The 22,005-nt window shown below is 62.2% G+C and carries 21 protein-coding genes; 13 read left to right on the top strand and 8 right to left on the bottom strand.

The genetic code is table 11. The features are described 5' to 3' along the window. Positions 1-26 precede the first annotated feature (26 nt). The 7 genes from J2045_RS05340 to trmB all read left to right on the top strand — a co-directional run bounded on the left by J2045_RS05340 (position 27) and on the right by trmB (position 7,267). Complete coding sequence (locus J2045_RS05340) at positions 27-1,082, top strand: PhoH family protein (RefSeq protein ID WP_307370203.1); 1,056 nt, start codon at positions 27-29, stop codon at positions 1,080-1,082. A gap of 20 nt (positions 1,083-1,102) precedes the next feature. Then, positions 1,103-1,609 (top strand): rRNA maturation RNase YbeY, encoded by a 507-nt coding sequence (ybeY, locus tag J2045_RS05335; RefSeq protein WP_307370200.1) that lies wholly within the window; start codon positions 1,103-1,105, stop codon positions 1,607-1,609. Between the two features lie 12 nt (positions 1,610-1,621). Continuing rightward, positions 1,622-2,908, top strand: a complete 1,287-nt coding sequence (locus tag J2045_RS05330; RefSeq protein ID WP_307370198.1) for a hemolysin family protein — start codon at positions 1,622-1,624, stop codon at positions 2,906-2,908. 90 nt (positions 2,909-2,998) lie between these two features. Further along, positions 2,999-4,588: an apolipoprotein N-acyltransferase gene (lnt, locus tag J2045_RS05325; protein WP_307370195.1), complete on the top strand. Its 1,590-nt coding sequence runs from the start codon at positions 2,999-3,001 to the stop codon at positions 4,586-4,588. A gap of 147 nt (positions 4,589-4,735) precedes the next feature. Beyond that, complete coding sequence (locus tag J2045_RS05320) at positions 4,736-5,155, top strand: helix-turn-helix domain-containing protein (protein WP_166602514.1); 420 nt, start codon at positions 4,736-4,738, stop codon at positions 5,153-5,155. A 164-nt stretch (positions 5,156-5,319) separates the two neighbouring features. Next, a complete protein-coding gene (gene metK, locus J2045_RS05315; RefSeq protein ID WP_307370192.1) occupies positions 5,320-6,558 on the top strand; it encodes a methionine adenosyltransferase in 1,239 nt (412 codons plus the stop codon). A 7-nt stretch (positions 6,559-6,565) separates the two neighbouring features. Further along, positions 6,566-7,267, top strand: a complete 702-nt coding sequence (gene trmB / locus J2045_RS05310) for a tRNA (guanosine(46)-N7)-methyltransferase TrmB (protein ID WP_307370190.1) — start codon at positions 6,566-6,568, stop codon at positions 7,265-7,267. Positions 7,268-7,307: 40 nt separating this feature from the next. On the opposite strand, the gene J2045_RS05305 is transcribed toward trmB, so the two are convergent. Further along, entirely contained in the window at positions 7,308-7,565 is a 258-nt protein-coding gene (locus J2045_RS05305) for a BQ00720 family protein (RefSeq protein WP_166602517.1), read from the bottom strand. 49 nt (positions 7,566-7,614) lie between these two features. Beyond that, the gene (locus J2045_RS05300) at positions 7,615-8,037 is read right to left on the bottom strand and encodes an Hsp20 family protein (RefSeq protein WP_307370187.1); all 423 of its coding nucleotides are present in this window, start codon (positions 8,035-8,037) and stop codon (positions 7,615-7,617) included. Positions 8,038-8,179: 142 nt separating this feature from the next. Between J2045_RS05300 and J2045_RS05295 the strand changes: the two genes are divergently transcribed. Continuing rightward, complete coding sequence (locus J2045_RS05295) at positions 8,180-9,124, top strand: nucleoside hydrolase (RefSeq protein ID WP_307370184.1); 945 nt, start codon at positions 8,180-8,182, stop codon at positions 9,122-9,124. A 67-nt stretch (positions 9,125-9,191) separates the two neighbouring features. Here the strand turns inward: J2045_RS05295 and J2045_RS05290 are convergent, their stop codons facing one another. From J2045_RS05290 to J2045_RS05280, 3 genes are all read right to left on the bottom strand, one after another. Then, complete coding sequence (locus J2045_RS05290; protein WP_307370182.1) at positions 9,192-11,552, bottom strand: methyl-accepting chemotaxis protein; 2,361 nt, start codon at positions 11,550-11,552, stop codon at positions 9,192-9,194. Between the two features lie 149 nt (positions 11,553-11,701). Then, the gene (locus J2045_RS05285; RefSeq protein WP_307370180.1) at positions 11,702-12,601 is read right to left on the bottom strand and encodes a ribokinase; all 900 of its coding nucleotides are present in this window, start codon (positions 12,599-12,601) and stop codon (positions 11,702-11,704) included. 46 nt (positions 12,602-12,647) lie between these two features. Further along, entirely contained in the window at positions 12,648-13,871 is a 1,224-nt protein-coding gene (locus tag J2045_RS05280) for a DNA recombination protein RmuC (RefSeq protein WP_307370177.1), read from the bottom strand. A gap of 292 nt (positions 13,872-14,163) precedes the next feature. Between J2045_RS05280 and J2045_RS05275 the strand changes: the two genes are divergently transcribed. The 5 genes from J2045_RS05275 to truA all read left to right on the top strand — a co-directional run bounded on the left by J2045_RS05275 (position 14,164) and on the right by truA (position 19,723). Continuing rightward, complete coding sequence (locus tag J2045_RS05275; RefSeq protein WP_370873023.1) at positions 14,164-15,669, top strand: methyl-accepting chemotaxis protein; 1,506 nt, start codon at positions 14,164-14,166, stop codon at positions 15,667-15,669. Positions 15,670-15,782: 113 nt separating this feature from the next. Beyond that, positions 15,783-17,285 (top strand): globin-coupled sensor protein, encoded by a 1,503-nt coding sequence (locus tag J2045_RS05270; RefSeq protein WP_307370171.1) that lies wholly within the window; start codon positions 15,783-15,785, stop codon positions 17,283-17,285. 72 nt (positions 17,286-17,357) lie between these two features. Then, positions 17,358-17,870, top strand: a complete 513-nt coding sequence (gene def, locus J2045_RS05265) for a peptide deformylase (RefSeq protein WP_307370169.1) — start codon at positions 17,358-17,360, stop codon at positions 17,868-17,870. Positions 17,871-18,011: 141 nt separating this feature from the next. Continuing rightward, positions 18,012-18,956 (top strand): methionyl-tRNA formyltransferase, encoded by a 945-nt coding sequence (gene fmt, locus J2045_RS05260; RefSeq protein WP_307370166.1) that lies wholly within the window; start codon positions 18,012-18,014, stop codon positions 18,954-18,956. Next, the gene (gene truA, locus J2045_RS05255) at positions 18,956-19,723 is read left to right on the top strand and encodes a tRNA pseudouridine(38-40) synthase TruA (RefSeq protein ID WP_307370164.1); all 768 of its coding nucleotides are present in this window, start codon (positions 18,956-18,958) and stop codon (positions 19,721-19,723) included. The genes fmt and truA overlap by 1 nt, the downstream gene beginning before the upstream one ends. Positions 19,724-19,732: 9 nt before the next feature. On the opposite strand, the gene J2045_RS05250 is transcribed toward truA, so the two are convergent. The 3 genes from J2045_RS05250 to J2045_RS05240 all read right to left on the bottom strand — a co-directional run bounded on the left by J2045_RS05250 (position 19,733) and on the right by J2045_RS05240 (position 22,000). Further along, on the bottom strand, positions 19,733-20,329 hold the full coding sequence (locus J2045_RS05250) for a hypothetical protein (protein WP_307370162.1): 597 nt from the start codon (positions 20,327-20,329) through the stop codon (positions 19,733-19,735). Beyond that, positions 20,316-21,509, bottom strand: coding sequence for a succinyl-diaminopimelate desuccinylase (dapE, locus tag J2045_RS05245; protein ID WP_307370159.1), 1,194 nt, complete (start codon positions 21,507-21,509; stop codon positions 20,316-20,318). Before dapE ends, J2045_RS05250 begins: the two co-directional genes overlap by 14 nt. Before the next feature lie 107 nt (positions 21,510-21,616). Then, a complete protein-coding gene (locus J2045_RS05240) occupies positions 21,617-22,000 on the bottom strand; it encodes a DUF805 domain-containing protein (protein WP_166602527.1) in 384 nt (127 codons plus the stop codon). Positions 22,001-22,005 lie beyond the last annotated feature (5 nt).

The following is a 22,005-nucleotide window of genomic DNA, read 5'->3' as shown; positions in this document are numbered from 1 at the left end:
CCTGATCGCAACAGGAGCCTGATCGCTTGAACGCAACAGAAGTGGTTTCTTCACCCTCGCGCAATGTCCGCAACCCTGCGACCGACGCCAATCACTTCATCTTGACGTTCGAGAACAACAGGCTTGCGAGCGAGCTCTTCGGACAATTCGACCAGCATCTGAAACTGCTTGAGCAGCGACTCCAGATCGAGGCCCATGCCCGCGGCAATTCCGTTGCCATCACAGGCGAACTCCAGGCGACCAACCAGGCCCGCCGTGCGCTCGATTTCCTCTATGCCCGTCTCCAGAGCGGCGGCTCGGTCGAAGCCTCCGATGTCGAGGGCGCAATCCGCATGGCAGTGGCCGCCGACGACCAGCTCACGCTGCCGACGCTGGAACGCAAGGCCAAGCTCTCCATGGCGCAGATCTCCACCCGCAAGAAGACGATCGCCGCCCGCACCCCGACCCAGGACGCCTATATGCGCGCTCTGGAGCGTTCCGAGCTGGTCTTCGGCGTCGGGCCCGCCGGCACCGGCAAGACCTATCTCGCGGTTGCCCATGCGGCCCAGCTTCTGGAACGCGGCATCGTCGACAAGATCATCCTGTCCCGTCCAGCCGTGGAAGCCGGTGAGCGCCTGGGCTTCCTGCCCGGCGACATGAAGGAAAAGGTCGATCCGTATCTCCGCCCGCTCTATGACGCGCTCTACGACATGATCCCCGGCGACAAGGTCGAACGCGCGATCACGGCCGGCGTCATCGAAATCGCACCGCTCGCCTTCATGCGCGGTCGCACGCTCGCCAATGCTGCCATAATCCTAGACGAGGCACAGAACACCACATCCATGCAGATGAAGATGTTCCTGACCCGTCTTGGCGAAAACGGCCGCATGATCATCACCGGTGACCCAAGCCAGGTCGACCTGCCGCGCGGCGTAACCTCGGGCCTCGTCGAGGCCTTGCAGGTACTGAAGGGCGTGGAGGGCGTGTCGGTCGTGCGCTTCAAGGATACGGATGTGGTGCGCCACCCGCTTGTCGGACGCATCGTGCAGGCCTATGACGCCAAGTACAAGGTACAGGACGAGAGCGAGCAGAGCGAGCACTGAGCCCGATCTGCGATCAAACGATGAGCCAGTTGGACATACAGATCGCCGTCGAGGCAGACGGTTGGGCAGACGAGACCGCGCTGGAGGCTTTGGCCCTTCGCGTTCTCGGCGTGGCCGAAACCTATATGGCGGCGAAGGAAGGCCAGCCCTTCCCGAAGCAGCCGACAGAGGTCTCGCTCGTCTTCGGTGATGACGACATGATCCGCGAGATCAATGCCGAATGGCGCAACAAGGACAAGCCGACCAACGTGCTGTCCTTCCCCGCCTTCCCGATGACACCGGGCAAGATGCCCGGTCCGATGCTTGGCGACATCATCATCGCGCGAGAGACAGTCGAGCGCGAGGCAGTCGAACTCGACAAGAGTTTCGAGGACCATCTGACCCATTTGATGGTCCACGGATTCCTGCATCTCTTCGGCTACGATCACATCGAAATTGACGATGCAGAGAAAATGGAATCGCTGGAGACTCGCATTCTGGCGGAACTTGGCCTATCTGACCCCTATGCGGGACACGACCCGATCTGATAGTTTGGAACAATGACCGATTTTGCGACGAGAACGGCCCCCGAGGCCAAAGAGGGTAACGAGGGAGCGTCTTCCGAAGAGGGCAGTAGTCCTTCCCGAGCGGAAAGCTCGGCCCGACAACAACCCTCCTTCTGGGCCCGCCTGGGCCGTATCCTGAAGCCTTCCTCCTCCACCAGCCTGCGCGAGGACTTAACCGTCGCGCTGAAAGCCGATGCGAGCTTGGGCGAGGCCTTCACGCCCGAAGAGCGGGCGATGCTTCACAACATCCTGCGCTTCCGGGAAGTGCGCGTCGAGGACATCATGGTCCCGCGCGTCGATATCGAGGCGGTCGATCAGAGCGTCACCATAGGTGAACTCATGACCATCTTCGATGTCTCCGGCCGCTCGCGTATGCCGGTATACGCCGAGACGCTGGATGACCCGCGCGGCATGGTCCACATCCGCGACCTCCTGTCCTATGTCACCAAGCAGGCCCGCAGCCGCAAGCGGGTTGCCAAGCCCGCTGTGGCCCCGAATGGTGCCGAGAAGACGGAAAAGGTCGAAAAGTCGCCAGCAAAGCCCAAGATGGACTTCGATCTCGCCCGCATCGACCTCAGCAAGACGGTCGCCGAAGCCGGTATCATCCGCTCCATCCTCTTCGTCCCCCCTTCGATGCTGGCCTCTGACCTGATGACCCGCATGCAGGCCGCCCGTACGCAGATGGCTCTGGTCATCGATGAGTATGGCGGCACCGACGGTCTGGTGAGCCACGAAGACATCGTCGAGATGGTCATCGGTGACATCGATGATGAGCACGACGATGAAGAAGTCATGTTCAGCCGCGTCTCAGACGACGTGATCGTCGCCGACGCGCGCGTCGAGCTTGAGGAGATCGCCGAGGCGATTGGCCCTGATTTCGATATCAAGGATCGTCTCGAGGACGTCGATACGCTGGGTGGCCTGATCTTCTCTGCGCTCGGCCGCATTCCTGCCCGTGGCGAAGTCGTACAGGCCCTGTCCGGCTTCGAGTTCCACATCCTCGACGCCGACCCCCGCCGCATCAAGCGCGTCCGCGTCACGCGAAAGCGTGCAGCCGCTCGCCGCCGCTCGACGGTCAAGGGAGAGCCCGAGGTCAGAAGCGATCCCGAGGTCGAGACCAAGGTCAAGACGGCTTCGGAGAGTGCGAGCGCGCCCGCGAAGAGCCGCTCGAAGTCACCGGCGAAGCCACGTCAGGCAAAATCTGCACCTGCAGCGGTGGCCGAACCGGCAAACGACGCCGCCCGAGAGCAGCCCGACACGGCGGAACAGACCACGGCCTGAACGGTTCCTGTCATCCCCGGTAAAAACGCGACACAGCCCCTGTTTTTTGGGAGACTGCCGGCTGTTGATTCGCGATTCTGAGGGGTGGTTATGCAGGCATTGGCAGCGAGGATCCTGCTGCTGTGGGGCGTGAGGCGTGCCGGCCTCGCTGTTCTCGCAGGAGCGATCGGGGCCTTGGCCCTGCCGCCCTTCGGCATATTCGCGGCGATGTTCGTCTCCTTCACCTTGCTCGTCTGGCTGCTCGACGGCGCCACGGGAAATGCCGAGACGGGCAGAGCCGGCTTGTCGTCCTCCTTCTGGATCGGTTGGTGGTTCGGCTTTGGCTATTTCGTCTGCGGCCTGTGGTGGCTGGGCAATGCCCTGTTGCTGGAAGCCGAGGAGTTCGCCTGGGCTCTGCCGCTCGCCGTGCTCGGCCTGCCCGCCGTCCTCGCCCTCTTTTATGGGTTCGCAACCGCGCTTTCCCGCCTTCTCTGGTCGGATGGCATGGGCCGTGTAGCGGCCCTTGCCGCGGGCTTCGGTTTTGCCGAATGGCTCCGCAGCATCGTGGCCACCGGCTTTCCCTGGAATGCCATTGGTTATGCCGCCATGCCCATCCCGCTGATGATGCAGTCAAGCCATGTGCTTGGCATTCTGGCGATCTCGGCGCTTGCCGTCTTTGTCTTTGCCTCTCCTGCCCTGCTCGGAACCCGGAAGGGTGCCCTGCCGGGTCTCCTGCTGTCAGGCCTGCTGCTCTCGGCGCATTTCGGCTATGGGGCCTGGCGTCTCTATCTCGACCCGCCGCCCGAGGGCGGGAAGACCGTTACCTTCCGGCTTGTACAGCCCTCGATCGACCAGTCGCAGAAGCTGGAAAACACCGATCGCATCGGCATTTTTGAAAAGCATCTCGCCTTGACGGCGGCGCCGACCGAAGAGGGCAGGCCGAGGCCTGACGTGATCGTCTGGCCGGAGACCTCGGTCCCCTTCATTCTGACGGAGAACCCCGATGCGCTCGTGCGCATCGGCGATGTCCTGCAAGATGGCCAAATCCTCCTGACCGGCGCCGTCAGGGCCGAGGAGCGTGGCGCGGGTCAGCCGCCGCTCTACTACAACTCGGTCTACATGATCGACGACAAGGGCCAGATCCTTGGCGCCAGCGACAAGGTTCACCTCACACCCTTCGGCGAATATGTCCCTTTCGAAACTTTACTGCGTCGGTTCGGCATCGAGGAGCTGATCAGTCTGCCGGGAGGCTTCACTGCCGCAGCGAGCAGAACGGCGCTGAAGCTACCCTCGGGCATCGGCTTCTATCCCCTGATTTGCTACGAGGCGATCTTCCCGGCAGAAATTCCCACTGATCTTGGTGGGGCAAACCTGCTCCTGAACGTCACGAACGACGCCTGGTTCGGAGCGACGCCCGGCCCCTACCAGCACTTCCTGCAGGCCCGGTTGCGGGCCGTGGAGACCGGTGTTCCGCTGATCCGGGCCGCCAACAACGGCATTTCGGCCGCCATTAATCCCTTCGGGCAGATTATTGATGGCCTGTCTTTGAACACCGTTGGGGCCCTGGATGCAACTGTTGGTGTTGAAACTGTGCCAATATGGAACGGTTTCAATCGTGATTTAAACTTTTGGTTGGTGCTGGGAACTCTGACTTTCCTGGCAGCGGTTTCTAGTCTGGGTTTTATTAGGCGGAAGAATTGACCAAAAACCCCTAAAATTGCATAGTGGCCGCGACCGGTAATCTGCAAGTATGCTGGAAGATCATCTACGGCGAGTACAACGTATCGTTATGGTTGGGCGGGCATGGGGTTATGGTCGGAACGCCAACAATTTGTCAGGACGACATTAATGATCGAGAACAAGAAGAAGCCGAACCCCATTGACATCCATGTCGGTAGCCGGATTCGCCTTCGTCGTACGATGCTTGGCATGAGCCAGGAGAAGCTTGGTGAGAGCCTCGGAATCACATTCCAGCAGATCCAGAAATACGAAAAGGGCACCAACCGCGTTGGCGCCAGCCGGCTGCAGAATATCTCGAATATTCTGACCGTTCCGGTGTCCTTCTTCTTCGAAGACGCCCCGGGCGAAAACGCGTCCAACGCCAGCGGTATGGCGGAAGCTTCCAGCTCCAACTACGTTGTCGACTTCCTGTCCTCGTCCGAGGGCCTGCAGCTGAACCGCGCCTTCGTCAAGATCGGTGATCCCAAGGTGCGCCGCAAGATCGTCGATCTCGTCAAGGCACTTGCCGCCGAAGCGGACGCCGAGTGACCGGATCGCAGTCCTGACCAAGAGAGCGGCCGCAGGGCCGCTTTTTTTATGCCTGCAGTGGGAAAAGTTTACTCACATAAAGATATATTTATGTGGTTGTGTGCTTGTCATTGAATCTCGAACTGAGTAACGATGCCTCCATTCATTCTTTGAGGGGAATCCCGATGCGTGCGAACTATCTCTTTACCAGCGAATCCGTATCCGAAGGTCACCCGGACAAGGTTTGTGACCGCATTTCCGACGAGATCGTCGATCTGGTCTATCGTGAAGCGGCCAAGACCGGGGTCGATCCCTGGACCGTGCGCATCGCCTGTGAAACCCTTGCCACCACCAATCGCGTCGTCATCGCCGGTGAAGTTCGTCTTCCGCCCAGCCTGATGAAGACCGACAAGAATGGCAATGAGGTCATCAACCCCGCAAAATTCAAGGCCGCCGCGCGCAAGGCCATCCGCGACATCGGCTATGAGCAGGACGGTTTCCACTGGAAGACCGCCAAGATCGACGTGCTGCTGCACTCGCAGTCTGCCCATATTGCCCAGGGTGTCGACAAGGCCGCCGACAGTTCCAACAGCGAGGGCGCCGGCGACCAGGGCATCATGTTCGGTTATGCCTGCAAGGAAACGCCGGACCTGATGCCGGCGCCGATCTACTACTCGCACAAGATCCTGCAGCTCCTCTCTGCCGCCCGCAAGAAGGGTGAGGGCGAAGTCGGCAAGCTCGGCCCAGACGCCAAGAGCCAGGTCACTGTCCGTTATGTCGACGGCAAGCCTGCTGAAGTGACGTCCATCGTCCTCTCCACCCAGCATCTTGATGACAGCTGGGATTCGAAGAAGGTCCGTCAGGTCGTCGAGCCCTTCATCCGCGAAGCGCTGGGTGAGCTGAATATCGCCGACGACTGCAACTGGTACATCAACCCGACCGGCAAGTTTGTCATCGGTGGCCCGGATGGCGACGCAGGCCTTACCGGCCGCAAGATCATCGTCGACACCTATGGCGGTGCCGCCCCCCATGGCGGTGGTGCCTTCTCCGGCAAGGACACGACCAAGGTCGACCGCTCCGCCGCTTATGCTGCCCGCTACCTCGCCAAGAACGTCGTGGCCGCCGGTCTTGCCGAACGCTGCACCATCCAGATCTCCTATGCGATCGGCATCGCCCAGCCGCTGTCGATCTATGTCGATCTGCATGGCACCGGCACGATCACGGAAGACCAGGTCGAGGCTGCCATCCGCAAGACGATGGATTTGTCCCCATCGGGCATCCGTCGCCATCTTGACCTGAACAAGCCGATCTATGCTAAGACCTCGGCCTATGGCCATTTCGGCCGCAAGGCTGGCCGCGACGGCTCCTTCTCCTGGGAGAAGCTCGATCTGGTCAAGCCGCTCAAGGATGCGCTCAAGGCTTGAAGGTGAAATGACGGACGCGGAACGCAAGACGAGGTCGACCGAAGCCTTCTTCGGTCGACGCAAGGGCAAACCGTTGCGCGAGCAGCAGGTCGGGCGCATGGAAACCATCCTGCCCGAGTTGAAGGTCGACTTGGCCTCGACCACCCCTGCAGACCTGAAATCGCTCTTCCCCGTGCCCGTCGACAAGATTCGCCTCGAAATCGGCTTCGGGGGCGGTGAGCATCTCGTTCACCGCGCCCGCACCAATCCCTCGACGGGCTTCATCGGCGTCGAGCCCTTCGTCAATTCCATGGCAAAGCTGCTCGCGGTCGTCGAGGCAGAGGGACTGCAGAACATCAGGGTTTATGACGACGACGCCACCCAGCTGCTCGACTGGCTGCCGGAAGGCCAGATTGACCAGATCGACCTCCTCTACGCCGATCCCTGGCCGAAGAAGCGCCACTGGAAGCGCCGTTTCGTTTCCCAGGTGAACCTCGAGCGCTTTCACAAGGTGCTAAAGCCGGGCGGTCTCTTCTGCTTTGCCTCCGACATCGACACCTATGTCAACTGGACGCTGCAGCACTGCCGTGATCATGGTGGGTTCGAATGGACGGCCCGCAATGCTGCCGACTGGCTCACGCCCTATGAAGGCTGGCCGGGAACACGCTACGAGGCCAAGGCCCGGCGCGAAGGCCGCTCTTCGGCCTATCTGACTTTCCGCAAGCGCTGATTCGCATCGGCTCGCCGATGCGAAGGATACGCTGCACCGTTCAGTGCAGCGAGACTGTCTTCAGATCGTCTTCTGCTGCCTTGAAGAAGGTGCTGGACCGGTTGTCGGTCAGCAGAATGGGCGTACCGTCTGCGGCAAACAGGGCCCAGAGATCAAGGGTAGGATCGATTTCCGGTGCTTCCGGAAAGCATCGCGAGACTTCGTCCGATTTCATCTTGCGGATATAGCCCACTTCCCCGGCGCCAAGATGCGCCAGTTCGGATTTCGTCAGGCGGGCTGAGGCTTCTTTCAGTAACATTCCGATCCTCCGCGAATGAGGGAGAGGCGGCCGAACATTGCCGCAACGTTCATTCTGCGGTGGAGATGTTAATTTTCCTTACCAGATGCACCGGATCGTGGCGGATGATCTCGATGGAAAGCAACCCGTTGCGCAGCGAGGCCCCGGTCACCTCCATGCCGTCTTCGATGGCGAAGACGCGCTGGAACTGCCGCGAGGCGATACCGCGAAACAGATAGTCGGCCTCTTCCCGTTCTGCCTGCTTGCCCCGGATCACCAATTGGTTGGCCTCGACGCTGACATCCAACTCGCTTTCGTCGAAACCGGCGACGGCGAGTGTCACCCGCAGCCGTTCCACGCCCCTTTGTGGGGGCAATCTCTCGATGTCGTAGGGTGGATAGCCGTCGCTGCCCCGCGGGCGCCGGAAGGCGCCACCGTCGCTGGTGTCAAACGTGATGATGAAGGCTTCCGTGGGCAGTCTGTTGCGCGTCATTTCGGTCCCTTGTCCGGCCCTCGGGAGAGCCGTCCTCTCGGCAACTATATGGGAAATCTCATCACGACCGACAAGCACTCTCTTGCTTGACAAAAGCCGAGGCGCGTTCCAAGCCTCCGCCTTTCGACTGTAGGATCGCCCCATGACAGAACCCCGCAAGATCATCATCGACACCGACCCCGGTCAGGACGATGCCGCCGCCCTCATGCTCGCCTTCGCAAGCCCTGACGACGTCGAGCTTCTCGGCATCACCACGGTCGCCGGCAATGTGCCGCTGCGGCTGACCAGCCGCAATGCCCGTGTCGTCTGCGAGCTCTGTGGCGAAACCGGCCGTCGGGTCTTCGAGGGTGCCGATCGCCCGATGGTGCGTCCGCTCGTCACCGCCGAACACGTCCACGGCAAGACCGGTCTCGATGGGGCTGTGCTCCCGGAACCGACAATGGCGGTCGAGGGCCAGCATGCCGTCGACTTCATCATCGAGACGCTGCGCAACGAGCCGGCTGGCACCGTCACGCTCTGCACGCTCGGCCCGCTCACCAATATCGGCCTTGCACTCGAAAAGGCACCGGACATTGCCCCGCGCGTCAAGGAATTGGTGATGATGGGCGGCGGCTTCTTCGAAGGCGGCAACATCACGCCCGCTGCCGAGTTCAACATCTACGTCGATCCGCATGCCGCCGCCGCCGTCTTTGCCTCGGGCATACCTGTCACCATGATGCCGCTTGACGTCACGCACCAGCTGATGACCACCAAGGCCCGAGTTGCCCGCATCGCGGAGATCGGCACGAAGCCGGCCAGGGCCATGGTGGAATGGCTGCAATTCTTCGAGCGCTTCGACGAGGAGAAGTATGGCTCCGACGGCGGACCGCTGCATGATCCTACTGTTGTCGCCTACCTCTTGAAGCCGGAGCTCTTCAGTGGGCGCCATTGCAACGTCGAGATCGAGCTGCAGTCGGAACTGACAGTTGGCATGACGGTGGTCGACTGGTGGCGCGTCTCCGGCCGCCAGCCGAACGCGACCGTCATGCGTCATGTCGATGCCGATGGCTTCTTCGACCTGTTGATCGAACGTTTGGCACGCCTCTAGGCAAAAAAGATTGGGGGCCGCTGCATCGCAGCGCCCCCCAATTCAGAGGCGTCTGGCGCCTGTCTGCTCAGAATTCTTCCCAATTGTCTCCGCCGGCGGCGGAACTGCCGCCTGCTGCCGCCACCTTCCGCGGAGCCGGCGCATGGGTCGGCGCATGGGCTGGTGCCCGCACACTCGGCGCCGGCCGGGATATCGCGCCGCGCATCGTCTCGGCGGTTGCCCGCAGGGCAGAAGCCGGAGCCGAGGCGCCGCCGACCTGGAACTTCGCCACGAGACCGCGCAGCGTGTCGGATTCGTTGCGCAGCGCCATGCTCGCCGCAGTGGTCTCTTCCACCATGGCCGCGTTCTGCTGTGTCACCTGGTCCATCTGGTTGACGGCGGAATTGACCTCCTTCAGGCCCGAAGCCTGCTCGCTGGCCGAAGCCGAGATCTGCCGGATCAGGCCGTTGATCTGCATGACCTGCTGGGAGATCTTTTCGAGCGTCTGCCCGGCCTGGCCGACGAGTTCCACCCCGTCCTTGACCTGCGCGGCCGAAGCATTGATCAGTGCCTTGATTTCCTTCGCCGCCGTGGCCGAGCGCTGCGCCAGTTCGCGCACTTCCTGTGCGACAACCGCGAAGCCCTTGCCGGCTTCACCGGCACGCGCCGCCTCGACCCCTGCATTAAGGGCGAGAAGGTTCGTCTGGAAGGCGATCTCGTCGATCACGCCGATGATGCGGGAGATTTCCTGCGACGACTGTTCGATGCCATGCATGGAGGCGACAGCCCTCTGCACGACTTCGCCGGATTTTTCCGCATCCTTGACCGCGACGGAGACCGTGTTCGCGGCCGTCCCTGCATTGTCGGCGCTGGAATTGACCTGCTCGGTAAGCTCGTTCAGAGCCGCAGCCGTCTCCTCCAGGCTCGCTGCCTGCTGCTCGGTGCGCTTGGAAAGATCTGCCGCACTCTCCGAGATTTCGCTGGTGCCGGCCGCGATGTTGACCACGCTGCCGTTTACCGAGGCAATCGCCTGTTCGAGGCTTGCCACGGCATCGTTGAAATCCCGTTTCAGCGCAGCGTATTCGCCCGGGAACTCGTCAGCGATGCGATAGGCCAGGTTTCCATGCGAAAGCTGGGCCAGACCGCTGCCAAGCGCGGTGACCACATGCTGTTGCACCGAAGCCGAGGCGTTGCGTTCCTCTTCGTTGCGGCGGCGTTCGCCTTCGGCAGCCTTGCGCTGGGCGTCCGCTTCCGCGGCCACCGTGTGGCTATCGGCCAGCTTGTGCCGGAAGCCGTCCAGGGCCTTGGCCACAAGGCCGATCTCGTCATGTCGATGCTGGTTGGAAACATCGCTTGCATAATCGCCCTTGGTCATGCGTTCGACATCGCCCACGAGGCCATGCAGCGGGCGCTGCGCCAGCGAGCGCACGGCAAGGAACAGCGCGATCATCACGGCGCCGAGCACGATCACGCCGCCCACGATCATCATCATGGTCTGGGCCTCGACCGGCGCGTTGATCGCGGCATGCGGGATGTCGATGATAACGGCCCAGGTGGTGTTCACGCCGGGAACGGCAAATGGGTAGATGAGGCGGTCGAAGCCTTCACCGGCATCGTTTGCGAGATCCGGTACGACGCTTCCTGTGCCGCTGGACAGGGCGGTCTTCAGAGCCTCGGTGCCTTCCACCTCATAGGGTTTCATCAGCAGATCGTCCGTCGGAGCGACGAGCCATTGCGCCCCCTGGGCGACCAGAAGCACGCGTCCTGTCTCGAACGGCTTCAATGCCTTGAGCTTGTCGGACAGCGACAACAGCGAAATGTCGACCCCGGTCACGCCGATCATCTTGCCGCCGGAGAAGACGGGATAGGCGATCGAGCTCATCGTTGTGGGTACGTCGGTTCCTTCGGCCAAGTAGGGTGCGGTGATCGCCCCCTTGCCGCTCTTGGCGGCCAGTGCGTACCATTCGGCCGGATAGTCGGCACGGAAGGTGGAGAACTGGATCGCGCCATCCTTGTTCTTCGACCAGTAGGGCGTGAAGTCGCCATCGTCATTGGCCGAAAGGTCCGTTTTGCCCTTGATGTCGTCCTTCTGGCCGTCGATTGCGCGGGGCTCTTCCGCCATCCAGCTGCCGAAGGCAAAGGGGTTCTGCTCCAGGTTCGCCTTGAGCACATTGGTGATGCCCATGCGATCCAGCGACTTGCCCTCATGGCCGCGTCCGATCACGCCGGACATGGTGCGCGCTGCACTCGCCAGTTCACCGATGTCGCCGGCGATTTCGCGTGCGATCGATTTGGCTTCCGCATCTGCCTGTTCCATCGTCAGCGAATGAACGCGGTCACGCGTCTGGGAAATCAGGACGAGGTTCGAGAGAAACAGCACGAGACCGATGGCGATACCGGTGACCACGAGAAGCTTTGCGGCAATCGATCGGGAAAAGAAGGCGAACATGGGAGCCTCGGCAAGTGAGGATCTGGACGCAGGAGCACACCTTCCGCGCCCTCATGGCGCGGCCGGGCACGCAATCGCACACCCTGTTGAGGGTGAGCTTATTGAGCATTGATTAATGGCCTATGAAGCCCTTTTGCCACCGTGTCCGGTCAAAGGGCAGTGTCGACCTCGGAGGCGGTGGGGATTGACGGTTGCGCCCCGGCCTTGAGGCAGGCGAGGGAACCGGCGACGGCCGCGCGTCGCAGCGCTTTGTCGAATGGCAGGCCGGCATCGAGGCTGGCGGCGAGGTAGCCGCAGAAGGTGTCGCCTGCACCCACGGTGTCCACCGGCTCGATCTTCAGCCCCTGGGTACGATGCAGGGTGCCGCCTTCGGCAGCAACCACTCCGTCCGCTCCGAGTGTGATGATCAGCACCTGGCCGGTCTTCCTGTGCATATCGAGCAGCATGTCTTCTCTGAGCTCGGCGCTCAGGCTGTCGCGGCCGACCAGACGCACGAATTCTGTTTCGTTGGCGATGACGATATCGGCAAGCTGCGCCAGCGCTGCCGCCTCCTCGATCAGAGGCGCTGTGTTCAGCACGGTGCGCACGCCATGCTTCCTGGCACTCTCCAGTGCAGCCTTCACGGACGCCACGGGCACTTCGAGCTGCAGCATCAGGATGTTGTTGACCGCAGTCTCGGCAAGCGCCGCCCGGGCCTGGTCCGGGCTCACCGTGCCGTTTGCACCCGGGACCACCGCGATCATGTTCTCGCCATCTCCACCGACCAGGATCAGCGCCGTGCCCGTCGGTCCGTCCATGCGCGCGACGCCGGAAAGATCCGTTCCGGCCTTCTCGAGCAGGTCGAGGGCAGGGGCGGCGAATTCGTCGCGACCCACCGCGCCCACCATCCGGACGCTCGCGCCGGCACGCCGCGCGGCCAGTGCCTGGTTTGCCCCCTTGCCGCCGGCCGCTGTGGCAAAGCCTGTGCCCGGGACGGTTTCGCCCGGTTTCGGAAGGCGGGGCGTGGTGGCGACGAGATCCATGTTGATGGAGCCGAAGACGGTGATCATGAGCGAGGGGCCTCCCTAGGGTTCTCCGTCCTTTTGGACCAGGGGCTCAGTCCTCGTCAACAACTCTGAGCTTGAGCAGGCCTGTCCGGTTTTCCACGGCCCGGGAGGGAACCTCCTCGCTGTCCACGCGTCCGCCGGGGGCCTCGAACTCCATCGCCTCGATCTTGGCGCCGCGCTTGGCCAGCTTGTCCGAGGAGGTGAGGATCTGCTCGACGTCCTTCTGGGCCGCGAGAAAGTGGCTCTGCAGTTTGCGCGTCCGGTCGTCGAGGCGGCCGAGGTCCTCCATCAGTCGGATCACTTCGCCCTGGATCAGATGCGCCTGCTCGCGCATTCGCTGATCCTTCAGCACCGCCTGGATCACCTGGATCGATAGCATGAGCAGGGAGGGCGAGACGATGACTACCTTCTGCCGGTGCGCTTTCTGCACGATGCCTTCGAAGTTCTCGTGGATCTCGGCGAAGATCGACTCGGACGGCACGAAGAGGAAGGCCATGTCCTGGGTTTCACCGGCGATCAGGTACTTCTCCGAGATGTCACGGATATGCACCTCCATGTCCCGGCGAAACTGTTGCGACGCAGCCTTCTTGTGGTCCGAATTGTCGGTGTCGCGGATTGTGTTCCAGGCCTCCAGCGGGAACTTTGCATCGACCACGAGTGGCGGCGAGTTATTCGGCATCCGGATGGTACAGTCGGGACGCGACCCGTTCGACAGCGTCGTCTGGAAAGCATAGGCGCCCATTGGCAGCCCGTCGGCGACGATCGTCTCCATCCGCGACTGCCCGAAGGCACCACGAGTCTGCTTGTTGGAAAGGATTGCCTGCAGGCCCACCACATCCTTCGCCAGCGACTGGATATTGTTCTGCGCCGCATCGATCACGGCCAGCCGCTCCTGCAGCGTGCGCAGGTTGTCATGCGTCGACTTGGTCTGCTCGGTAATCGTCACGCCGAGCCGGTGCGTCATGCCGTCGAGCCGCTGGCTGATCGACTGGTTGAGCTCCGCCTGCCGGCTGCCGAACACTTCGGCCATGGTCGCAAGCCGTCCCTGCATCTCGGCCTGAGCCTTGAGGAGTTCCGCGAGCCTTGCTTCCGCCGCTTCGTCGCGCCGCAGAGCGTCTTCCCGCATCTCGGCGCGCGCCCGCGCCGCCCTCAGCGCCACGATCACGACGGTGAGGATCGGGAGCAGCAGAACCACCGCCGCAAGCCCCAGCAGGAAGGCGGGTGAAAGGGTGACTGAGCCGATGGTCACCGCCGAAATGTCGAGATTCGTCATGGATTGATGATAGCTGATTCGGACATTGACAACAGATCAAAGAGTGAACGGTCGCGCTCAAATCCATGCCCTGAGGTTGCGCGACCAACTTTATTTCGCGCCTTTAGTATATGACGATAATCAAGAGAAGCGCGGAAACATGGATGTTTTCCGTTCATGGCGTTCGGTCCTTCTCTGAAAAAGCTAAAAAACGCTCCGAAGAGGCAACCGAACCTTTACCATTTTAGAATTCCCTGAGATTCGTCCATCAGTGATCGCTGATGTTTGGAGCCAGGAAAGTGATATGCCGGACATGGTGTCGCAAAACGAGAACTCAGATCTGAAGAACCGCCTCCGTTTTCTGGGGCTTGACGACCGTGGACGAGAAACGTTGCGCCGGCTTGGTCCGTTGATCCGCAAGAATATCGGCGGCGCGCTTGATATCTTCTACGAAAAGGTGCGCAAGGTGCCGGAAACGGCAGCCTTCTTCCGCAACGATGATCACATGAAGAGCGCCAAGAAGCGCCAGGAAGACCATTGGGGCATCGTTGGCACCGCTGACTTCACCGACAGCTATGTCGAGGGCGTCACCAAGGTCGGCAAGGCCCATGCCCGCATCGGTCTTGAGCCTCGGTGGTATATCGGCGGCTATGCGCTGGTTCTGGAACAGCTTGTGCACGCGGTCACGCGCGAGCGCTGGCCGAGCCGCTTCGGCCGCCAGAAATCGGAACAGCTCGCCGAGGAAATCTCGGTGGTGGTCAAGGCCGCCCTGCTCGACATGGACTATTCCATCTCGGTCTACCTCCAGATTCTGGCTGAGCAGCGTCAGGCTGCAGAGGATGCACGGCTGCAGGCCGAGGCCGAGCAGGCGACCGCACTGGCCGCCCTGCGCGGCGCACTCGCCAAACTGTCAGCCGGTGATCTCGATTCCCGCCTGCCGACCGATCTTCCGGCAAACTTTGCCCAGATGGCAACCGATTACAACGCCTCCGTCGAAGCCCTGCGTTCGACCATCGTCATCGTGCGCCATTCCGCCGACGAGATCTTCAAGTCGACGGCTGCCATCTCAGATGCCACCGATGATCTCGCCCAGCGCACCGAGCAGCAGGCCGCTGGTCTCGAAGAGAGCACGGCAGCCCTGCATGAGCTCACCCAGAACGTCACGCTGACTGCCGACGGCGCCAAGGAGGCATCCCAAGTCGTGGGCGTCGCCCTGACCGAGGCCCGCGTCTCGGAAGAGGTCGTGTCACGGGCCGTTGATGCCATGGGTGCCATCGAGAAATCCTCCGAGGAGATCTCCAAGATCATCGGCGTCATCGACGAGATTGCCTTCCAGACCAATCTTCTCGCTCTCAACGCCGGGGTCGAGGCGGCCCGTGCCGGCGAGGCCGGTCGCGGCTTTGCCGTCGTAGCCCAGGAAGTCCGTGAACTCGCCCAGCGCTGCGCCAATGCCGCCCGTGAGATCAAGAATCTGATTTCCCAGAGTTCGACCCAGGTCGAGGCAGGTGTCGGCCTCGTCAACAATGCCGGCGATGCCCTCGGCAAGATCATCGTCCGCATCGGCGAGATCAACGAGATCGTCAGCAAGATTGCCTCGGCTGCGGCCGACCAGTCGGGCGGCCTGCGCGAGGTCAACACCTCCGTTCAGTCCATGGACCAGATCACGCAGCGCAACGCCGCCATGGTCGAGGAGAGCTCGGCCCAGACGGCGACACTCCGCGAGGAGGCCGGTCGGCTGGTCCATGCCCTGCACGGCTTCAAGACATCAGGCGGCTGGTCGCAAAACGCCAGCCAGGCAGCCTACCGCATGGCGGGCTAAACCGACGGGATCACCGCACGGCGGCACCATTTGTCGCCGTGCGTTTAGAATCTGTTCAGCAAACCGTGACAGTTCTGATTGATAACAGTCAAACCAAGAGTCGGCGTCGCATCATGACCACAAAATCCCAGACCGATCTGTCCGAACGTCTCGAATTTCTTGAGATCGATCAGAAGACGCGCAGCACGCTTGCCGAGTTGCGTCCTTCGATCAGGGAGGTGCTGGGTGGCGCGCTCGACAAGTTCTACGCCAAGGTGACGAAGACCGGAAAGATCGCCGGCCACTTCCGCGACGGCGCCCATATGAACGGCGCAAAGAACGCCCAGATCGGCCACTGGGATAAGGTCGCCGGTGGCAATTTCGACGAGAACTACGTCAAGGGCGTCACCGCCGTCGGCAAGGCCCATGCCCGGATCGGTCTCGAGCCGCGCTGGTATATCGGCGGCTATTCGATGCTGGTCGGCGAGCTTCTCTCTGGCGTCCTCGTCAAGCATTGGCCTTTCCCCTTCGGCAAGCAGCATGCGATTTCGCTCGGCGAGAAGCTTCGAGCGGTCGTGAAGGCCGCCATGCTCGATATGGACTATTCGATCTCCGTCTATCTCGAAGAGCTTGAGTCAAGGCGCAAGGCGCTCGAAGAGGAGCGCGCCCGTTTCGAGGCTGACCAGGCGATTGCCATGGAGCATCTGCGGCGTGGCCTGGAATCGCTTGCCCAGGGTGATTTCGAAGCCCGCATGACCACCGACCTGCCAGAGAATTTCAAGGAGATGGCCGGCCATTACAACGACACGGTCGACCGCCTGAATACCTCCTTCGCCGCGATCCGCCGCGCCTCGGAAGAAATCCTGAACGGCACCGATGCGATCGCCCACGCATCCAGCGAGCTTGCCAGCCGCACCACCCGCCAGGCCGGCGGTGTCCAGCAAAGCTCGACCGCCTTGCAACAGCTCTCCGTCAGCGTCAGCCAGACGGCAGCCAATGCCGAGCGCGCTTCGCTGGCCGTCCGCGATACCCAGCAGCAGGCAAAGAGCTCCGGAACCGTCGTCTCACAGGCCGTCTCCGCCATGGGCGCGATCGAGAAGTCATCGACCGAGATCTCCAAGATCATCGGCGTCATCGACGAGATCGCTTTCCAGACCAATCTGCTGGCGTTGAATGCCGGCGTCGAGGCCGCGCGTGCCGGTGATGCCGGCAAGGGTTTCGCCGTCGTTGCCCAGGAAGTTCGTCAGCTTGCCCAGCGCAGCGCCGATGCCGCCAAGGAAATCAAGCAACTGATTTCGCAGAGCTCCGATCAGGTCAAGGCAGGCGTCGGCCTCGTCACCGGCACCGGCGAGGCGCTGAACGATATCATCGCCCGCATCGATGCCATCGACACCTTCGTCTCCGACATCGCCACCGCCGCCAAGGACCAGGCGATCGGCGTGAACGAGGTCAATCAGGCGACCCGCAGCATGGATCTGCTGACCCATGAGAACAGCGACATGGTCGATCGTACCTCGGACGAGACGCGCCGCCTGCGTGCCGAGGTTGCGGGCCTCGTCGAGCAGTTGTCACAGATCCGCACCCGTGCCGACGCCGCGCCACCGGCGCGCCGCCAGATGGAGCGCCGCGTCGCCTGACCGGGCTTAGAAACGAGGAAACGGAAGCGTTTTTTCCGTTTCCTCCGTCTGGAACTTGCGCTAAGGGAGGCCATGACCATCAAGCCTCTCATCATCCTGCCCGATCCCCTGCTGCGCCAGGTGTCCGCGCCCATCGAGCGCGTTGACGCCGAGCTTGAGCAGTTCATCGACGATATGCTCGAAACCATGTACGAGGCGCCCGGCATCGGCCTGGCCGCAATACAGGTCGGCGTGCCGCGCCGGCTTCTCGTCATTGATCTGTCGAAGGAGGACGAGGGGCGAAAGCCGCTCGTCTTCATCAATCCCGAGATCCTGAAAAGCTCCGACGAGCGCTCGGTCTATGAGGAAGGCTGCCTGTCGATCCCGGACTATTATGCCGAGGTCGAACGCCCGGCCGCAATCACGGTGAAGTCGATCGGTCGTGACGGCAAGGAACAGCTGACGGAGGCTGACGGCCTGCTCGCCACTTGCCTTCAGCACGAGATCGACCATTTGAACGGCGTGCTCTTCATCGATCACATCTCCCGCCTGAAGCGCGAGATGGTGATCAAGAGGTTCACCAAGGCCGCCCGTCAGAAGATCTGATATCGAGCAAATCCAACAAAAGTGCGAAGCGGTTTTGCGTTCGGAATTGCGTAAAAACAAAATGATAGAGCATTGACGGCGTCTCCGTTTTCGCCGGGAATGCTCTGGGCGTCATTTAACCCGCGCTTGAAGGCAGACACGATGGCACTTCGCATCATCTTCATGGGCACGCCGGACTTTTCCGTCGCGACCCTGAAAGCGCTGCATGCGGCGGGCCACCAGATTGTCATGGCCTATTCGCAGCCGCCCCGTCCCGGTGGTCGCCGTGGCCTCGACCTGCAGAAATCCCCGGTTCATCAGGCGGCCGAAAACCTCGGCATAGAGGTTCGTCACCCTCTGAATTTCCGTGATCCCGCCGATCGCGAAGCTTTCGTCGCCTTGGGCGCCGACGTCGCCGTCGTCGTCGCCTATGGCCTTCTGTTGCCCGAGGCGATCCTCAACGGCACGCGGCTCGGGGCCTATAATGGCCATGCCTCTTTGCTGCCGCGCTGGCGGGGTGCAGCACCGATCCAGCGCGCCATCATGGCCGGCGATGCCGAAACCGGCATGATGGTGATGAAAATGGACAAGGGCCTCGACACCGGCCCCGTCGCGCTCACCCGCAAGGTCGCGATCGGCCCCGATATGACTGCCGGCGAACTGCACGACGCCTTGAGCATTGTCGGCGCCGAAGCCATGGTCGAGGCCATGGCGAGGCTCGAAGCCGGTACGCTGGAAACGGTCGTTCAGGCGCAAGAGGGCGTGCTTTATGCCGCCAAGATCGACAAGGCCGAGACCCGTGTAGACTTCTCCCGCCCGGCCACTGCGGTCCACAACCACATCCATGGCCTCTCTCCCTTTCCGGGCGCCTGGACCGAGATTGAGGTCGGCGGCAAGCTTGAGCGGGTCAAGCTTCTTGCCTCGCATCTGGTTCAAGGGGAGGGGACGCTCGCCGCTCCGGGGACGGCACTTGACGATCATCTGACGATCGCCTGCGGTGCGGGCGCGGTCAGCCTCGTGCGTCTCCAGAAGGCCGGAGGCAAGGCGTTGAGCGCGGAGGAATTCCTGCGCGGCACGCCCTTACCCAAGGGCACGGTGATCGCCTGATGCCCCGCTTTCGGATGACCGTCGAATATGATGGCTCGGCCTATGTGGGCTGGCAGCGCCAGGAGAACGGCCATTCCATCCAGGCCGCCCTCGAACAGGCGATCCTGTCGTTGACTAGTGAGACCGTGGTCATCCGGGGTGCCGGCCGCACCGATTCCGGCGTGCACGCCATGGGCCAGGTGATCCATGCCGATCTCTCCCGCGACTGGGTGCCACACAAGCTGCGCAATGCGCTGAATGCCCACCTGGCAATGGCATCCGAACAGGTCGCCGTGCTCGATGTCCAGGCGGTGCCGGACGAGTTTGACGCCCGCTTCTCGGCGCTCCGCCGCCATTATCTCTACCGCATCATCACCCGTCCGGCGCGCCTGGCGCTGGAGGACAAGCGCGCGTGGTGGGTGCCGAAGCCGCTCGATCCCGAGGCCATGCACGAAGCTGCCCAGCAGCTCGTCGGTCACCACGACTTCACCACCTTCCGTTCCGCCCACTGTCAGGCGAAGAGCCCGGTGAGGACGCTCGATCGCCTGGATGTCACGTGCTCCGGTGAACTCATCGAGATCCGCGCAACCGCCCAGAGCTTCCTGCACAACCAGATCCGCTCCTTCGCCGGCACGTTGAAGCTGGCGGGCGAGGGCAAGATGACACCGTCAGATGTGCGCGCAGCACTCGACGCCCGCGACCGTGCGGCCTGCGGACCGGTCGCGCCGCCCGAGGGGCTGTTCTTCATGAGGGTGGATTATCCAGGCGACGAGCCGTTCCGCGGCTGAGATGCATTTTCAGCCTGGATAGACGCCGAGATAGCGTTCCAGCACTTCCGCGATGATCATCGACGGCACGAGTAGCACCATGATGATGGTCGAGACCATCAGCAACTGGTCGCCTACGATCATCCTGACGATGCGGAAAAGAGCCGCGATCAGCGTGATCATCAACAAGAGCCACAGGAATGCCACGACACCGGCAAGCGCTGGCAAGAACATCATCAACAGCACCAGCAGGCCGTAGGAATAGGATACCGGCACGGCGAGCCAGTTGATCGCCACGACCATCGATGCGTATTTCTCGCCGATCCCGACCATCCAGCACAGAATGCCGAGCAATATCAGCGGGAAAAGCCAGTTGGACGCCTCGACCAGCGCCAGGCGGAAGAAGAACAGGGCGCCCGTCTCCGTGCCCTCCGGCAGGCCCTGCAGATAGAGCAGGCGCCACCAGGCAAAGGAGATCAGGATCGCGGGCAGCGCCCAGAGGATCGCCCAGAAGGAGCGCATCGCGCCCCGATCGGTAAAGTCGAGATAGGCAAAGCCTGATGGATCCTGCTTGAACAGCAGCCAGAGGCCCTTGAGATAGAACTCGACCTCCTTAAGCGTCGGCATGGGCGAACCACTGCTCGATGAAGGTCTGGTAGATCACGGTCAGCGTTTCCAGATCCGAGACGGCGACCCGCTCGTCGACCATATGCATGGTCTGCCCCACCAGGCCGAATTCGACGACCGGGCAGTAATCCTTGATGAACCGTGCATCCGACGTGCCGCCTGTTGTCGAGAGCTTCGGCGTCTTGCCGGTCACCGTCTCGATTGCGCCCGACAGTGAGGCAATCAGCGCATTGTTGCGGGTCAGGAAAACATGGCTCGGCCGTTCCGACCAAATGATGTCGTAGCCGATCGCAGCCCGGTCCGGCCGCAGCTCGGGATCAACGGAAGCCGCATCGAGACGGCGAATGATTTCTGCCTTCACGCTATCGGCAGTCCAGACGTCGTTGAAGCGGATGTTGAACTTGAAGCGCGCCGAAGCCGGAATGACGTTCGTCGCCGCATTGCCGACGTCGATGGTGGTGACTTCGAGGTTCGACGGCTGGAAGTTCTCCGTGCCAGTGTCGAAGGCCGGGAACATCAGGCTTTTCGCCAGCGACAGCGCGCCGCGCACCGGATTGTCGGCAAGATGCGGATAGGCTGCGTGACCCTGCACGCCCTTGACCGTCACTGTGCCCGAAACTGAGCCGCGCCGGCCGATCTTGATCATGTCGCCGAGGCTATCTGGATTGGTCGGCTCGCCGACCAGGCAGGCATCCCAGCGTTCGCCACGCTCCGCTGCCCATTCGAGCAGCTTGACCGTGCCATTTACGGCAGGGCCCTCTTCGTCGCCGGTGATCAGCAGCGAGACCGAGCCCTTCGGTACCTTGCCGGCTTCGACCAGTCGCGCATAGGCGGCGATGAAGCAGGCGATCCCGCCCTTCATGTCGACCGCGCCACGGCCATAAAGCATGCCGTCTCTGATATCGCCGGAGAACGGGCCAGCGCTCCAGTCCGTCTCGGCACCAACGGGCACGACATCGCTATGGCCGGCAAACATCAGATGCGGTCCATCCGTTCCGGCGCGCGCATAGAGGTTTTCGATGTCGGGTGTGTCCTGGTCCTTCGCCACCATCCGGTCGACCGTGAAGCCGAGCTGGGACAGGAGGTTTTCGAGCACATCGAGCGCGCCGGCCTCGGCAGGCGTGACGGATGGGCAGCGGATGAGGGCCTGGAGAACGTCGACGGGATTTGTAGCGGTCATGGACACTGATACGGGAATGGCCGCATGCCGGTTCAGGACCGGAAGGGCAACTTGAGGATCAGCGAGTGTTAGCCGATCCGCTCGGGCCTGTCACCCATGCACGATGCTCAGCCGGCGCGCTCGTTTGACGCTGGGCCGTAGCGATTGGATGTGGCCGACGAAGGCCACACACAGAGAAGAAAGAAAACGATCAGTGAAAAGGCGGGTATGACGAGCAGCGCGGCCCCGATGCCCGGCAGGCCTATGTCATGCAGCCGCTTGATGCCGAGCATGATCAGCGACACCATCGAGAGTGCAATCGAGGCAAAGAACAGCGACAGCAGTTCCATGGTCAACGTTTCATCCGAACCGCGCGCTGTGGCGAGCGCGACAAGGCCCGCATTCACCATCATCCAGAAGGCCGAGCCGAGGATGAAGACACGCCGACCGATGCGCCCGTCCCATTGGAAGAGCGCCCAGCCGACCGATGTCTCCTGCCCCGGTCCGGACATGATGG

Origin of the sequence: Peteryoungia aggregata LMG 23059, from assembly GCF_030814435.1 — a bacterium.
GTDB classification, from domain to species: domain Bacteria; phylum Pseudomonadota; class Alphaproteobacteria; order Rhizobiales; family Rhizobiaceae; genus Allorhizobium; species Allorhizobium aggregatum.
The sequence above is the reverse complement of the archived record's forward strand: the minus strand, read 5'-3'. Positions and strand labels throughout refer to the sequence as shown.

Excerpts from the sequence above, each read along its gene's own strand:
- ybeY (WP_307370200.1), top strand. The coding sequence starts at position 1,103 with ATGAGCCAGTTGGACATACAGATCGCCGTCGAGGCAGACGGTTGGGCA.
- J2045_RS05330 (WP_307370198.1), top strand. The coding sequence starts at position 1,622 with ATGACCGATTTTGCGACGAGAACGGCCCCCGAGGCCAAAGAGGGTAAC.
- lnt (WP_307370195.1), top strand. The coding sequence starts at position 2,999 with ATGCAGGCATTGGCAGCGAGGATCCTGCTGCTGTGGGGCGTGAGGCGT.
- J2045_RS05320 (WP_166602514.1), top strand. The coding sequence starts at position 4,736 with ATGATCGAGAACAAGAAGAAGCCGAACCCCATTGACATCCATGTCGGT.
- metK (WP_307370192.1), top strand. The coding sequence starts at position 5,320 with ATGCGTGCGAACTATCTCTTTACCAGCGAATCCGTATCCGAAGGTCAC.
- trmB (WP_307370190.1), top strand. The coding sequence starts at position 6,566 with ATGACGGACGCGGAACGCAAGACGAGGTCGACCGAAGCCTTCTTCGGT.
- J2045_RS05305 (WP_166602517.1), bottom strand. The coding sequence starts at position 7,565 with ATGTTACTGAAAGAAGCCTCAGCCCGCCTGACGAAATCCGAACTGGCG.
- J2045_RS05300 (WP_307370187.1), bottom strand. The coding sequence starts at position 8,037 with ATGACGCGCAACAGACTGCCCACGGAAGCCTTCATCATCACGTTTGAC.
- J2045_RS05295 (WP_307370184.1), top strand. The coding sequence starts at position 8,180 with ATGACAGAACCCCGCAAGATCATCATCGACACCGACCCCGGTCAGGAC.
- J2045_RS05290 (WP_307370182.1), bottom strand. The coding sequence starts at position 11,552 with ATGTTCGCCTTCTTTTCCCGATCGATTGCCGCAAAGCTTCTCGTGGTC.
- J2045_RS05285 (WP_307370180.1), bottom strand. The coding sequence starts at position 12,601 with ATGATCACCGTCTTCGGCTCCATCAACATGGATCTCGTCGCCACCACG.
- J2045_RS05280 (WP_307370177.1), bottom strand. The coding sequence starts at position 13,871 with ATGACGAATCTCGACATTTCGGCGGTGACCATCGGCTCAGTCACCCTT.
- J2045_RS05275 (WP_370873023.1), top strand. The coding sequence starts at position 14,164 with ATGGTGTCGCAAAACGAGAACTCAGATCTGAAGAACCGCCTCCGTTTT.
- J2045_RS05270 (WP_307370171.1), top strand. The coding sequence starts at position 15,783 with ATGACCACAAAATCCCAGACCGATCTGTCCGAACGTCTCGAATTTCTT.
- def (WP_307370169.1), top strand. The coding sequence starts at position 17,358 with ATGACCATCAAGCCTCTCATCATCCTGCCCGATCCCCTGCTGCGCCAG.
- fmt (WP_307370166.1), top strand. The coding sequence starts at position 18,012 with ATGGCACTTCGCATCATCTTCATGGGCACGCCGGACTTTTCCGTCGCG.
- truA (WP_307370164.1), top strand. The coding sequence starts at position 18,956 with ATGCCCCGCTTTCGGATGACCGTCGAATATGATGGCTCGGCCTATGTG.
- J2045_RS05250 (WP_307370162.1), bottom strand. The coding sequence starts at position 20,329 with ATGCCGACGCTTAAGGAGGTCGAGTTCTATCTCAAGGGCCTCTGGCTG.
- dapE (WP_307370159.1), bottom strand. The coding sequence starts at position 21,509 with ATGACCGCTACAAATCCCGTCGACGTTCTCCAGGCCCTCATCCGCTGC.
- J2045_RS05240 (WP_166602527.1), bottom strand. The coding sequence starts at position 22,000 with ATGTCCGGACCGGGGCAGGAGACATCGGTCGGCTGGGCGCTCTTCCAA.